Genomic DNA, 13,455 nt, shown 5'->3' on the forward strand with positions numbered 1-13,455 from the left:
CTGGAATCAGCCGCCGAGTTCGCTCTGCTCGGAGTCGTCATTCGACGTCGCGTCATCACCGGAGCCGCCACCTGAGCCGTCGCCAGCCCCGCTGCCGCCATCCCCGCTGCCGGAGTCGCCGCTGCCGGCGCCGTCGCGGTACGGGCCGCAGGCCTCGCCGAGGAAATCGCCGGCGAAGTCGCCACCGGAATCACGCAGGGCCAGCGCCGTCTGCTGAATGCCCCACCACACCTCGGGCGCGGCAGCCCAGCGCAGGCGCAGGTCCTCACGCTCAGCGGGATCCTCGGCCAGATCCGAGGCCGCCAGCTCGATGCGGTCCTGGGCGTCATCGGCCGTGCAGCGGGCCTGCGAATCCGGGCCCTGCGGATTGAGCTCGGCGATCTCATCGCCGCTGACCGTCGTGAGCGTGAACGCCGAATTGCCGAGCTGTTCGACCTCGAAGGTGCCCAGCACCTGGTAGAAGCTGCCCTCGTGCGCGCTCACCTGCGCAGCATCGACATTCACCGTCACGCTGTTGGGCATATCCGGGGTCAGCGACACCTCACCGGAATCGGCGACATCGCCGAAGGTGCGCAGGTAGACATTCAGGTAGGCCTCCTCGCCGTCAGCGGCGGCCTTCTCGAGGCCCTGCCACAGCGGGTCGTTGTCCTTCGCCCCACCCGGGGTGGTGTCGACGACGACGACCGGGGGAGCGGAGTCCGGAGTCTCGACCGGGGTGACCTCCTCCGGGGACAGAGAGGGGCGCTGCTCGGGACGTTCGGACTCGTTGACGGCACAGCCGCTCAGCAGCAGGCCGGAGGCGCACGCTGCGGCGGGGAAGATGAGGAGGCGTCGGCTCATATGCCGAGTCTAGAGAATCACGGCCGCAGAGTGGCCAAGGCGGACACGTGTGCCGGGGAGATTCTCAGCTGCTCCAGCGTCGCTTCTGCCGGGTGGCGGTCGAGGAACTTCAGCAGCGCAGCCTTCCGGGAACCGGACCAGGCGGCGAACTCGTCGGCCTCCATGAAGTACTCCACCGGGTGACCCGAGGTCCTGTGGTGCTCGTTGACGACAGCGAGCGAGCGGACGTACTCCGCGGCAATGACCGCAGGTTCGACACCGGCCAGCTGCAGCATCCACGCCGAGAACAGGCCCGTGCGATCCCGGCCGGCCGAGCAGTGCAGGTACACCGGGCCGGTCTCCAGCGCCTCGGCGAGACTCTCCAGGGCACCGGCGACCAGCCGCGGGAAGTGGGTGAGCAGCAGCGGGTACTGCTCGGGATGGTTGAGGAACGGATGGTCGATGGCCCTGACATAGGCCTCATCGCTGAAGTCCTCGACCGGGCAGGTGCGGATGGCGAACCGGTCCCACGCCGCCTCGGGAACCTGCGGATCAGTCGGTCGGCGGCCCGCCTCGGCGGGGGCGCGCAGATCGACGACCGAACGGATCCCCAGGTCAGCCAGCTGCTCGATGCCGCGGGCGGTGATGAGCTCGCGGCGCCCGCCGGCGAACACGCGCCCGAGGCGGGTCAGGCCCCCAGCGGCTGGCAGGCCGCCGAGGTCGCGCGGGCCGAGGGCGCCGTCGACGGTGGGGAAGCGGTCAGCGAACATCAGGCGGTCAGCAGTCATGTGGCAGTCTCCGGAGTCACGATGCGCGAACCGGTCTCGAAACCGGTCGACAGGGTGCGCAGCAGCTCGGTGAGCTTGCGCTTCTGGGCGTCGGTCAGCTCGGCGAGCAGGTCGGCCTCATGGACGAGGAGGTCGGACAGGGCGTTGTCGACCTTCTGCTTGCCGACCTCGGTCAGGGTCACGAGGATCGAACGGCGGTCCTTGGGATCCGGGCGGCGGGAGACCCAGCCGACCTTGACCAGACGGTCGATGCGGTTGGTCATCGTCCCCGAGGTCACCATCATCTCGCTGATGAGACGGGAGGGGGAGAGCTCATAGGGCTCGCCGGCGCGGCGCAGCGCGGAGAGCACGTCGAAGGCCCAGACCTCCAGCTCATGGTCGTGGAAGGTCGACTTGCGTGCCTTGTCCAGTTGCTTGGACAGCCGGGAGACCCGCGAGAGCACCTCCATCGGGGCGACATCGAGATCGGGGCGCTCGCGCCGCCATGCCGCTACGATCCGATCGACTTCATCCATGACCCCAGTCTACTGCGATAGGGCCAGCGTCAAGATACTTTCCCGCAAAGCATCTTGATATCAAGGAACCTGCGGACGGCCACAGGCCCGGCCAGACGTCAGCACAATCACACTCGGCGCGCGGGATTCACCCGCCCGACGATGTGGCCAAACCGCCGAAGGCTACTAAAGTGAGGAATGGTCGACATGCGCTGGAGCCATGCCAGCCCAGCGGTCCGCACTCAGGTGAGGACCGCCTCGGCGGCGGTGACCCCAGCCATCCGCAGAAGGAGCATCCGGCGCCCGGGCCGACCGCGCGCCGGGGCACCAACACTGACGTTAGGAACTCACGTGGATCTTTTTGAGTATCAGGCCCGTGACCTGTTCGAGAAGCACGGTGTGCCCGTGCTCGGCGGACGGGTCGCTCAGACGCCGGAGGAAGCACAGGCCGCAGCCCAGGAGCTCGGCGGCGGCACCGTCGTCGTCAAGGCCCAGGTCAAGACCGGCGGCCGCGGCAAGGCCGGCGGCGTCAAGCTCGCCAAGTCACCCGAGGACGCCCGCGCCAAGGCCGAGGAGATCCTCGGACTCGACATCAAGGGCCACACGACCGAGAAGGTCATGATCGCCGAAGGCGCTGACATCGCCGAGGAGTACTACTTCTCGATCCTGCTCGACCGCGCCAACCGCTCCTACCTCGCCATGTGCTCGAAGGAGGGCGGCGTCGAGATCGAGACGCTGGCCAAGGAGCGCCCCGAAGCACTCGCCAAGGTCGACGTCAGCCCGCTGACCGGCATCGACGATGCCAAGGCCGCCGAGATCGCCTCCGAAGCCGGCTTCGAAGGCGAGGACGCGAAGAAGGTCGCCGAGGTCTTCACGCAGCTGTGGACCGTCTACGCCGAAGAGGACGCCACCCTCGTCGAGGTCAACCCGCTGGTCAAGACCGGCGACGGGAAGATCATCGCGCTCGACGGCAAGATCACCCTCGACGACAACGCCGACTTCCGCCACGAAGACCACGGAGAGCTGCACGATATCAGCGCCGAGGACCCACTCGAGCTCAAGGCCAAGAAGCTCGGGCTCAACTACGTCAAGCTCGACGGCGAAGTCGGTGTCATCGGCAACGGCGCAGGACTCGTCATGTCGACCCTCGACGTCGTCGCCTACGCCGGTGAGGACCACGGCGGCGTCAAGCCGGCGAACTTCCTCGACATCGGCGGCGGCGCCTCGGCCGAGGTGATGGCCAACGGACTCGACGTCATCCTCGGCGACGAGCAGGTCAAGAGCGTCTTCGTCAACGTCTTCGGCGGCATCACCGCCTGCGACGCAGTCGCCAACGGCATCGTCAAGGCACTCGAGATCCTCGGCGACACCGCCTCGAAGCCGCTCGTCGTGCGACTCGACGGCAACAACGTTGACGAGGGCCGAAGGATCCTCGACGACGCCAACCACCCGCTGGTGACCCTGACCGACACGATGGACGGCGGCGCCGACAAGGCAGCCGAACTCGCCGCCAGCCGCTGATCCCATCCGAAAGGCTTAAGAACCATGTCGATTTTCCTCCACTCTGACTCCAAGATCATCGTGCAGGGCATCACCGGCGGTGAAGGCACCAAGCACACCGCCCGGATGCTCGCAGCCGGATCGCAGATCGTCGGCGGCGTCAACGCCCGCAAGGCCGGCACCACCGTGTCCCACAAGGACAAGGACGGCAACGAGGTCGAACTTCCTGTCTTCGAATCCGTCGCCGAGGCGATGGAGAAGACCAGCGCCGATGTCTCGGTGGCCTTCGTGCCGCCGGCGTTCTCGAAGGACGCCGCGTTCGAAGCCATCGACGCCGGCATCGGACTGCTCGTCATCATCACCGAGGGCATTCCGGCCCAGGACGCCGCCCAGATCTGGGCGCACGCCTGCGAGAAGGGCAACAAGACCCGCATCATCGGCCCGAACTGCCCGGGCATCATCAGCCCCGAGCAGTCGCTGGCCGGCATCACCCCGGCCAACATCACCAGCCGCGGCAAGCTGGGCCTGGTGTCGAAGTCGGGCACGCTGACCTACCAGATGATGTACGAGCTGCGCGACCTCGGCTTCACCACCTGCATCGGCATCGGCGGTGACCCGATCATCGGCACCACCCACATCGATGCGCTCGAAGCGTTCCAGAACGACGACGAGACCGAGGCGATTGTGATGATCGGCGAGATCGGCGGTGACGCTGAGGAGCGTGCTGCCGAGTACATCAAGGCCCACGTCACCAAGCCGGTCGTCGGCTACGTCGCCGGCTTCACCGCGCCCGAGGGCAAGACGATGGGCCACGCCGGCGCGATCGTCTCCGGCTCCTCCGGCACCGCCGAGGCGAAGAAGGAAGCGCTCGAAGCTGCCGGTGTCAAGGTCGGCAAGACTCCGTCGGAGACCGCTCGCCTCATGCGCGAGATCCTCGGCTGAGTGCGCTGAAGCACTGGGTGTGCTGAAGCGCTTAGAGCTGAAGGCTGCTGCGGGCGCAGTGAGCTGAGAGGTGCTGCGGGCGCAGTGAGCTGAGAGGTGCTGGCGCGAAGCGCTGAACGCCGCTCGCTGAAGCGCTCTGCACCCGCGTGCGGTTCAGCTGCTTCATTCTGCGGGCCCTGGTCATCACGACCAGGGCCCGCAGTGCTGTGCAGCCAAACGGAACGGATCTTCTGCCCCTCTCCGTCCTCTGTGCAGGTGGGGTTGTGAAAGTTAGAAAAGTTGTTCATGGTTTGGGAACCGGAAACCGTGAATAACTTTTCTAACTTTTCCGCCTGAGCCTCATGCTCGGCGTGAACTCGGGGCAGGGAGTGGTTCCAGCGGCGTGTGGAGCCGAGTGGCTCGCCGCGATTGGCCTCCGGCTGGGGAGCCGTTGAAAAGCGCTCGGTGTCCACAGCCTTTTCCAGCGGGCTGACAGTCTCGCTGCGATTGCCGACGCTGTCGTCATGACTGATGAATCCTCGCAATCGCCGACCGCACATGATGGTGTCAGGCCGGGTCTGATCCCAGTTCCAGCCTCCGAGCTGGTGGGCATCTCCCACTGGCGACGTTATGCCGCACGCCAGCCGTCAGCCACAGGCTGCCGCGGTGCGCATGTTCTCGCCTCGCAGCCGCCGCTGCCGAGCGGGCCAGCCTGGGCAGACGAAGAGTGGTATCAGGTGCGCTTCAAGCTTGCCTGCCTCAACGCTGTGCGCCCGGACGCGTTGGGAGCGCAGATCACCGCCGCGATCCTCCGGGGCTGGCCGGTCCCGCGGCGGCTCAAGGGCGGCGGCCTCACGGTGACGCTGCGGCCGGGCACTGGTCTGAGTCGACGCGGCGTGAAGGCGATCAAATCCAAGTGCTATGAACCCCACGCCATCTACAGCGTCCGGCTCAACCGCATGGACTACGTCCTGTACGAGCTCGCACGCGTCATGAACGTCAGCGAGCTCGTCCACGTCATCGACGCGATGTGCGGGACGTGGCGGACGAACCCGGTGGCGACTGTCGCGCGGATCAGGTCGGCAGCTGAAGAGGCGCGCAACGTGTTCGGCAAGAAGAACCTGCTCACCGCCCTCGACCTCGCCCGCGACAAGGTCGGCTCACCGCAGGAGACGTGGCTGCGGCTGCTCATCGTCGGAGCCGGGCTGCCGACACCGCTCGTGTGCACACCGATCCAGCTGCCGCACGCCGAACACCTCTATCACCCGGATCTGGCCTACCGGGGTGCGCGCATCGCCATCGAGTACGAAGGCGGGCACCACCGCACCGATGCGTGGCAGTGGGAGCATGACATCCAGCGTGAGCGCACCTTCCGCATCGCCGGGTGGGAGTACTTCCGGATCACGAAGCGCACCGACATCCCCGAGTTCCTGACAGACCTCACCGCTGCACTCGACGAGCGCGCACCGCAGTGGCGCCGCCGCTCGCCCGATCCGAGCCTCAGCTCTTCTTCGCCCTGCTCTTCTTCGCCTTGACGGACACGACCGGCACCTCGGCGCCGAGGATGATGCGCTGGGCGGTCGAGCCCATGATGAGCTTGCCCACCAGCGAGCGCTCCCGGGAGCCGATGACGATCATGCGGACCTCCGGCGTCGCCTCGGCCAGGGCGAGGATCTCCTCGACCGGGTCGTTGCCGCGCAGGAACTGCTTGAGCTCCTGCCGGATCCCGGCGGCCTGCAGCTTGTCACCGAGTTCCCTGAGGTCCTCGGCGGTGGCGATGCCCTTCTCCTCGTGCGCCTCACCGATCCCGGCGTTGAGCACGAGCAGTGCCTCGTCGAACGCCCGCGCCTGCTCGATCCCGAAGTCGACGGCTGCCATGCCTTCGGGGCTGGGGGTGTATCCGACAAGAATGGTCATGCGTCCTGGCTCCTCTGCCGTGGTTCTCGCTGTCGCGCGCGGGAAACGTCCTGCTCACAAGCCTATCGACCGAGCCTGGCGAACAGAAGATGCACCGAGGCGTTTCATCGGTCACATTCGCCTGCTCCCCAGACTGGTGGACTTCGCCTGCTCCTCAGACTCATTCGCCTGCTCCCTAGACTGGTGGGCATGGTCCAGTCTCTGCTGCCGGCTGCCGCCGTGCCCGATCACACCGCCCTGCGCTCCCGCCTCGGCCCCGCCGCCGAGGTGGTGGCCGGGCTGTGGCCGGACTGGCCGGCCGGGCATGGAACCTCCCGGCTGGTGTGCGAGTACCTGCTCGGCCGCAGCCGCGGCTGGCTCGACATCTCCGGCCGGCCGCCGAAAGCGGAGCAGGCGGGCACCGCGTGGACGGCGCGGCCGGTGGTCGTCATCGACGATGCCGACGGCGCCTTGCTGGCGGCGGCCACCGTCACAGGTGCTGAGATCACCGCCTACTGGGATGACCTGCGCGCTCAGCGCCGGGGGAGCACGGTGGCAGGTCTCCTCGCCGAGGCGGGGCTGCCGCAGCCGCGCATCACCTCGCCGGACCTGCACTGCGGAGCACCGGATGGCCCGGAGACCTTCCCGCCCGGCTGCCGGGTCGTGCTGGCGGCACCGAAGGCGACCGCTGCGCTGCGCGAGTACCTGCAGGCAGCTGCCGGAGCTGCCGGCGAGGTGATCGTCGTCGGCCGTGAGAAGCATATGAGCCCGGCGATCAACGAGGCGCTGGCCGAGGTGTTCGACCGGGTCGACGTCTCACCCGGCTTGGCCAAATGCCGGCTCATCATCGGCAGCAGCCCGCGAGCCTCCCACGCCGGCCCGGCAGATCAGTCTCCTGCCCCGGCGTTCCCGCGCCGCGACGCCCGGCCGCTGCGGGTGCCCGGTGGTCAGCCTGTCGAGGTCGCAGCCTACGGCGCCTGCTACGGCGGCACCCAGATCGACCACGGCACCGATGTGCTCGTCTCCAGCCTCATCGCCCACCGCGCCGACCTCGCGCCTGCAGACGGCAGCCACGATCCCGCCGGACTCACCGTCGCCGACCTCGGCTGCGGCAACGGCTGGCTGCTGGCCAACCTGCAGACGCTCCTCAACCCCGCCACGAGCATCGGGATCGACGTCTCGAAAGCCGCCCTCGCCTCGGCGGCGGCGACCCTGGGCGGCGGAAATCAGCCGGGCCTCCAGCTGATCCTCGCCGACGCCTCGGCAGCAGCCGACCCGGCACTCGACGCGCTCACCGGCAGCTGCGACCTCATCGTGCTCAACCCGCCGTTCCACACCGGCCACACCGTCGAGACCGGCACCGCACACGCGATGATCCGCACCGCCCACCGGCTGCTCACACTCGGCGGGAGGCTCGTCTGCGTCTACAACTCCCACCTCGGCTACCGAGGTGCGGTCGAGCGAACTTTCGGGGTCAGCCGCCAGTGGGCGCGGGACCGGAAATTCACCGTCGTCACCGCTGTGCGCCGAGTGTGACCGACGCTGCCCCGCAGCGGCGGCAGCCGTATAGGATGGTGAGCACTGCAACCGACCTTGAAGGATGTGAGCCGGCGTGAGCGGCATCTGCGGACAGCTCTCGACAGCCCAGGCACCACACGGGGACGCGAAAACCGCCGTCGAGGCGATGCTGACGGCGATGGCCGGCCGGGGGCCCGACGGCTCCGGCATCGTCGACGACGGGCGGGTCGCACTCGGTCACCAGCGCCTGGCCGTCATCGACCTCGGGGAGACCGGCGCGCAGCCGATGCACGACCCGGACGTGCGCATGACGATCGTGCTCAACGGCGCGATCTACAACTACCAGGAGCTGCGCGAGGAGCTCCACGGACTCGGCCACACCTTCCGCACCAGCTCCGACACCGAGGTCGTCCTCAAGGCCTTCGCCGAATGGCGCGAGAAGGCACTCGACCGGTTCCAAGGCATGTTCGCGCTCGCCATCTGGGAAGAGGATTCCGGGCGCGTGTTCATCGCCCGCGACCGGATGGGCGTGCGCCCGGTGTACTTCGCCGAGGCCGACGGCGCCTTCCGCTTCGCCTCCACCCTGCCGGCCCTGCTGGCCGCCGGCGGCATCGACACCCGCATCGACCCGGTGGCGCTCAACCACTACATGACCTTCCACGCCGTCGTGCCCTCGCCGTTCACCATGCTGCAGGGCGTGCGCAAGCTGCCGCCGGCGACCTACATGTGGGTCGAGACCGACGGCTCGCAGACCCAGACCCAGTATTGGCAGGCGCTCTACGGCGCCGCCGAGGACAAGGCCGACTGGTCTGAGATCGATTGGCAGGACGCGATCTACGACAGCCTGCGCGAAGCCGTGCGCCGGCGGCTGGCCGCCGATGTGCCTGTCGGGGTGCTGCTCTCCGGCGGCCTGGACTCCAGCCTCATCGTCGGGCTCATGGATGAGCTGGGGCAGAAGGACATCGAGACCTTCTCGATCGGCTTCGAGTCCTTCGGCGGCGAGGAGGGCGATGAGTTCAAGTACTCCGATGTCATCGCCGAGCACTTCAAGACCAACCACCACCAGCTGCGCATCTCGACCGAGCGGATGCTGCCAGCGCTCGACGAGGCGATCGGCGTCATGAGCGAGCCGATGGTCAGCCACGACGCGGTCGCCTTCTACCTGCTGAGCCAGGAGGTCGCCAAGCACGTCAAGGTCGTGCAGTCCGGGCAGGGTGCCGACGAGGTGTTCGCCGGCTACCACTGGTACCCGCCGATGTACGAGGCCGGCGACGATGTCGAGGCCGCGCTCGCCAGCTACCAGCAGTCGTTCTTCGACCGCAGCTACGAGGAGATGGGCCAGCTCGTCTCCCCGCAGTTCATGGCCGGCTCCGATGTCTCCACCGAGTACGTCGACGCGCACTTCCGCAGCCCGGGTGCCACCACCGGCATCGACCGGGCGCTGCGCATCGACACGACGATCATGGCCGTCGACGACCCGGTCAAGCGGGTGGACAACATGACGATGGCCGCAGGCCTTGAGGCGCGCATGCCGTTCCTCGACCACGACCTCGTCCAGCTCGCTGCCGAATGCCCGGCCGAGTACAAGACCGCTCAGGAGGGCAAGGGCATCCTCAAGGAGGTCGGCCGCCGGGTCATCCCGAGTGAGGTCATCGACCGGCCCAAGGGCTACTTCCCGGTGCCGGCGCTCAAGCACCTGCAGGGCCCGTATCTGGAGAAGGTCCGCGAGGCGATCTCCGGCCAGGTCGCCCGCGATCGCGGCCTGTTCCAGCCGGCCGCCGTCGAGGCGCTGCTCGAGGCCCCGAACGACAACCTCACTCCGCTGCGCGGCAACCGGCTGTGGCAGATCGCCCTGCTCGAACTCTGGCTGCAGAACCACGGCATCACCGGCCCGGCAGCCTGACCCACCGACTTCACGCCGAGACCACCGGGCTGGGCAGGGATCCCGGCCCGGTGGCTGAAGGCACATCCCGGCAGGAGGGACCATGAAGCACGACGTCATCCAGGAGCTCGGCTGGGGCCGGCTCGTCTTCGGCCAGACCTTCTCAGAGATCGAGGAGATCGGCCGGGTGCTGCGCGATGAAGCAGGCGGCACCCGCGACATCTGCATGTACCTTTCGGACCCGCATGTGCTCGTGGCGCTGCACCCGGAGGAGTACTTCATCGACCCGAGCCACACCTACCGCCTCGATCTGGAGAACCGGCTTCCCGACCCGGTCGAGGTGCCCGGCGTGAAGGTGCGCTCCATCGAGACTGAGGCCGACTGCGAGGCGATCAACCGCATCTACGTCACCCGCTCGATGGTCCCGGCCGATGTCAGCGTCATCTGGGACAACCATCGCAACGCCGAGTCGATGCACTACCTCGTCGCCGAGGACGAATCGACCGGCGAGATCATCGGCACCGTCACCGGTGTCGACCACTCCGAGCTGTTCGACGACCCTGAGCGCGGCTCCTCGCTGTGGACGCTGGCGGTCGACACGACCAGCGGCCACCGCGGCCTCGGCCGGTTCCTCGTTGTGGCGCTCGCCCGGCTGCTGGCGGAGCGCGGCGCGGCATTCATGGACCTGTCGGTGATGTGGAACAACGAAGCCGCCATCAGCCTGTATGAGCACATGGGCTTCGAGCGGGTGCCGACCTACGGCATCAAGCGCAAGAACGCGATCAACGAGCAGCTCTACGCCCAGCCGCGCATCGAGGGTCTCGACGAGCTCAACCCGTATGCCCGGATCATCGCCGATGAGGCCACGCGCCGCGGGATCCGGGTCAGCGTGCTCGACGCCGACACCGGCTACATCCAGCTCGAGTTCGGCGGCCGCACGGTCATCACCCGCGAGTCGCTGTCGCAGTACACCTCGGCGGTGGCGATGAGCCGCTGCGAGGACAAGCGGGTGACCCGCAAGATCGTCGAGGCCGCCGGCGTGCGCGTCCCGCAGGGCCGCAACGCCAGCTTCGACGAGGGTGACGTCGACTTCCTCGACGAGTACGGCCCGCTGGTCGTCAAGCCGGTGCGCGGCGAGCAGGGGGCCGGCATCACGATCGGCGTGCAGACGGAGAAGGAGCTCAAAGACGCCCTCGGCCGCGCCGGAGGTGAGGGTTCCGAAGTGCTGCTCGAGGAGTTCTGCGAGGGTGAGGACCTGCGCATCCTCGTCATCACCGGCCGTGTCATCGCTGCCGCGATCCGCCGCCCGGCCGCTGTCGTCGGCGACGGCAAGACCCCGGTCGCCGAACTCATCCGCAAGCAGTCCAAGCGCCGGGCGGCGGCAACCGGCGGGGAGTCGAAGATCCCGCTGGATGAGTCGACCGAGGCGACCGTGCGCGAGGAGGGTTACAGCCTCGACGACATCCTCGAACCCGGCAAGCGGCTGCAGGTCAGGCGCACCGCCAACCTCCACACCGGCGGCACCATCCACGACGTCACCGATCGGCTGCACCCGGAGCTGGCGAGGGCCGCGATCACCGCTGCGGCCGCCATCGACATCCCGGTCACCGGCATCGACCTGCTGGTGCCCGACGTCGAGGGCCCCGACTACGTCTTCATCGAAGCCAATGAGCGCCCCGGCCTGGCCAATCACGAGCCGCAGCCGGTGGCTGCCGAATTCGTCGACTACCTGTTCCCCAACTCCAAGCGCACCCCGTGGGCGTGGGAACCGGACAAACCCGCCGACCCGACGAACTGACATCGGCCGGTCTTGTGAGCTGATCCACCGGGCCCGAGGCGGGGGCTGGGAGCGTGCGGAGAGTCGGCTCGACAGCCCCTCCAGACTCTGACATGCGGCTGGCCACAGCGTGTGTCCGCGCTATGGTGGCCACTGTGCGGCATGCCCGGCATGCCGCATTCGTCCGCGCCGCCGCCCGGCTGTGCGGACGCCCCCTTGAGCACGACAGAAGGAGGAGTCAGAGTGCCCCACGACGACACCGCCGGCAGCGCCTACAACGTCGCCGAACTCGGCAAGGACAACGCCACCGGATTCACTGATCTCACACCCGGAGACATCGACCAGGGGTGGATGCTCGACATCCTCTTCCGCCTGCTGCGCACCCCCTCTCCCTCGGGTCGCACCGATGCCGTCATGCAGTTCATCGGCGACATCGTCGCCGACCTCGGGCTCAACGCCCAGCTCACCCGCCAGGGTGCGCTCATCGTCGAACTGCCCGCCGCCTCGGGCACGGATGACGGGGAGACCGACGACGCCGACCTGCATGAGGAGATCGAGGCCGAGCGCTGCATCGTCGTCCACGCCGACACGATCGGCTGCATGGTCTCGAAGCTCAAGGACAACGGCCGGCTGTCGGTCGTGCCGATCGGCACCTTCTCCTCCCGGTTCGCCGAAGGGGCGCGCGTGCAGATCATCACCGAGTTCCCCGATGTCGTCTACACCGGCACGATCCTGCCGCTCAAGACCTCCGGCCACGCCTACGGCGATGAGGTCGACGAGCAGCCGGTGAGCTGGGATGAGGTCGAGGTGCGCGTCGACGAGGCCGTCAGCGACAAGGCCGGCCTTGAGGAGCTCGGCATCGAGGTCGGCAACACGGTCGCGCTCATGACGCATTCGTCGATGTCGAAGTCCGGCTATATCAACTCCCGTCACCTCGACGGCAAGGCCGGTGTGGCGATCGCGCTCGCCGCTGCCAAGAGCGCGATCGACGGGAAGCTTAGGCTGCCGGTGAAGACGACGATTCTCGTGACGATCTTCGAGGAGGTCGGCCACGGCGCCTCGGCGGGTGTGTCGCAGAATGTCGCCGAGCTCGTCTCGATCGACAACGCGGTGTGTGCGCCGAACCAGAACTCGCTCGAGCGCGGGGTCACGATCCCGCTCAAGGACATGCACGGCCCCTTCGACTACCACCTGACCCGCAAGCTCATCCGGCTCGGGCAGCGTCACGGTCTCGACATGGCCCGCGACATCTTCACGTTCTACCGCTCCGATGTCGCCGCTGCGCTGGAGGCCGGCGCCGGTGCGCGTGCCGCGCTCATGGCCTTCGGGCTCGACGGTTCGCACGGCTGGGAGCGCACCCACGTCGATTCGCTCATCCAGTGCGCGAAGCTTGTGACTCTGTGGCTGCAGACGCCGCTGACGCTGGAGAAGTGGGATGAGCACCGCCTCGGCGGGCTGCGCGACTTCCCGTCCCAGCGCCAGCCGGCCATCGCCGAGCGGGTCGGCGACCGGCAGCATGAGGGTGCGATCTCGAATGTGCCGCGCTACCGCGGCGCCGATGAGTCGGTCGATGCCAATGGGGTCAGCCCGGAGGGCTGGGACGAGGAGTGAGTTCCGGTCCCGGCGGCCGATGCGGCCGAAGGGACCACGGTGCGCGAGGAGGGACTCGAACCCTCACGTCCGCAGACACTGGAACCTAAATCCAGCGCGTCTACCAATTCCGCCACTCGCGCGAAGCGCTCACCAGCTTAGACCAGCCGCCTGCCCGCCGGCGAACCGGCCCGGCACACGATGAGGGAGCAGATCCCTGCGTGTGCCGGGCCGGTTGCGTAGGGACGCGCCGGCCCCGATGTGTGGGCC

The 13,455-nt window shown here is 68.1% G+C and carries 11 protein-coding genes and 1 tRNA gene; 7 read left to right on the forward strand and 5 right to left on the reverse strand.

Annotated features, from left to right (window positions below; translation table 11 throughout):
* Positions 1 to 6 precede the first annotated feature (6 nt).
* From H9634_RS00850 to H9634_RS00860, 3 genes are read right to left on the reverse strand one after another with little or no spacing between them, the layout of a single operon-like run.
* Positions 7 to 840 (reverse strand): hypothetical protein, encoded by an 834-nt coding sequence (locus H9634_RS00850; RefSeq protein WP_191724940.1) that lies wholly within the window; start codon positions 838 to 840, stop codon positions 7 to 9.
* Positions 841 to 857: 17 nt separating this feature from the next.
* Entirely contained in the window at positions 858 to 1,607 is a 750-nt protein-coding gene (locus H9634_RS00855) for a tyrosine-protein phosphatase (protein WP_191724941.1), read from the reverse strand.
* Positions 1,604 to 2,122 carry a MarR family winged helix-turn-helix transcriptional regulator gene (locus tag H9634_RS00860; protein WP_191724942.1) on the reverse strand — a complete coding sequence of 173 codons (519 nt, stop codon included), beginning with the start codon at positions 2,120 to 2,122 and terminating at the stop codon, positions 1,604 to 1,606. The genes H9634_RS00855 and H9634_RS00860 overlap by 4 nt, the downstream gene beginning before the upstream one ends.
* Positions 2,123 to 2,452: 330 nt before the next feature.
* Here H9634_RS00860 and sucC point away from each other — a divergent pair, with 330 nt between their 5' ends.
* The 3 genes from sucC (at position 2,453) to H9634_RS00875 (ending at position 6,057) form a co-directional block, all read left to right on the forward strand.
* Positions 2,453 to 3,622 (forward strand): ADP-forming succinate--CoA ligase subunit beta, encoded by a 1,170-nt coding sequence (gene sucC, locus H9634_RS00865; RefSeq protein WP_191724943.1) that lies wholly within the window; start codon positions 2,453 to 2,455, stop codon positions 3,620 to 3,622.
* 24 nt (positions 3,623 to 3,646) lie between these two features.
* Positions 3,647 to 4,543 carry a succinate--CoA ligase subunit alpha gene (gene sucD, locus H9634_RS00870; protein WP_191724944.1) on the forward strand — a complete coding sequence of 299 codons (897 nt, stop codon included), beginning with the start codon at positions 3,647 to 3,649 and terminating at the stop codon, positions 4,541 to 4,543.
* A 716-nt stretch (positions 4,544 to 5,259) separates the two neighbouring features.
* The gene (locus tag H9634_RS00875) at positions 5,260 to 6,057 is read left to right on the forward strand and encodes a hypothetical protein (RefSeq protein ID WP_191724945.1); all 798 of its coding nucleotides are present in this window, start codon (positions 5,260 to 5,262) and stop codon (positions 6,055 to 6,057) included.
* Here the strand turns inward: H9634_RS00875 and H9634_RS00880 are convergent.
* Positions 6,023 to 6,439 (reverse strand): universal stress protein, encoded by a 417-nt coding sequence (locus tag H9634_RS00880; protein ID WP_191724946.1) that lies wholly within the window; start codon positions 6,437 to 6,439, stop codon positions 6,023 to 6,025. The genes H9634_RS00875 and H9634_RS00880 overlap by 35 nt on opposite strands.
* 189 nt (positions 6,440 to 6,628) lie before the next feature.
* On the opposite strand from H9634_RS00880, the gene H9634_RS00885 reads away from it, so the two are divergent.
* From H9634_RS00885 to H9634_RS00900, 4 genes are all read left to right on the forward strand, one after another.
* Positions 6,629 to 7,954 carry a class I SAM-dependent methyltransferase gene (locus H9634_RS00885; protein ID WP_191724947.1) on the forward strand — a complete coding sequence of 442 codons (1,326 nt, stop codon included), beginning with the start codon at positions 6,629 to 6,631 and terminating at the stop codon, positions 7,952 to 7,954.
* Between the two features lie 76 nt (positions 7,955 to 8,030).
* The gene (locus H9634_RS00890) at positions 8,031 to 9,839 is read left to right on the forward strand and encodes an N-acetylglutaminylglutamine amidotransferase (protein WP_191724948.1); all 1,809 of its coding nucleotides are present in this window, start codon (positions 8,031 to 8,033) and stop codon (positions 9,837 to 9,839) included.
* 82 nt (positions 9,840 to 9,921) lie between these two features.
* Positions 9,922 to 11,616 carry an N-acetylglutaminylglutamine synthetase gene (ngg, locus tag H9634_RS00895; RefSeq protein ID WP_191724949.1) on the forward strand — a complete coding sequence of 565 codons (1,695 nt, stop codon included), beginning with the start codon at positions 9,922 to 9,924 and terminating at the stop codon, positions 11,614 to 11,616.
* 222 nt (positions 11,617 to 11,838) lie between these two features.
* A complete protein-coding gene (locus H9634_RS00900; protein WP_318244957.1) occupies positions 11,839 to 13,206 on the forward strand; it encodes an osmoprotectant NAGGN system M42 family peptidase in 1,368 nt (455 codons plus the stop codon).
* Positions 13,207 to 13,246: 40 nt separating this feature from the next.
* Here the strand turns inward: H9634_RS00900 and H9634_RS00905 are convergent.
* Positions 13,247 to 13,328, reverse strand: a tRNA-Leu gene (locus H9634_RS00905).
* Positions 13,329 to 13,455: the final 127 nt, after the last annotated feature.

It is taken from the genome of Brevibacterium gallinarum, assembly GCF_014836885.1.
Taxonomy (GTDB): domain Bacteria; phylum Actinomycetota; class Actinomycetes; order Actinomycetales; family Brevibacteriaceae; genus Brevibacterium; species Brevibacterium gallinarum.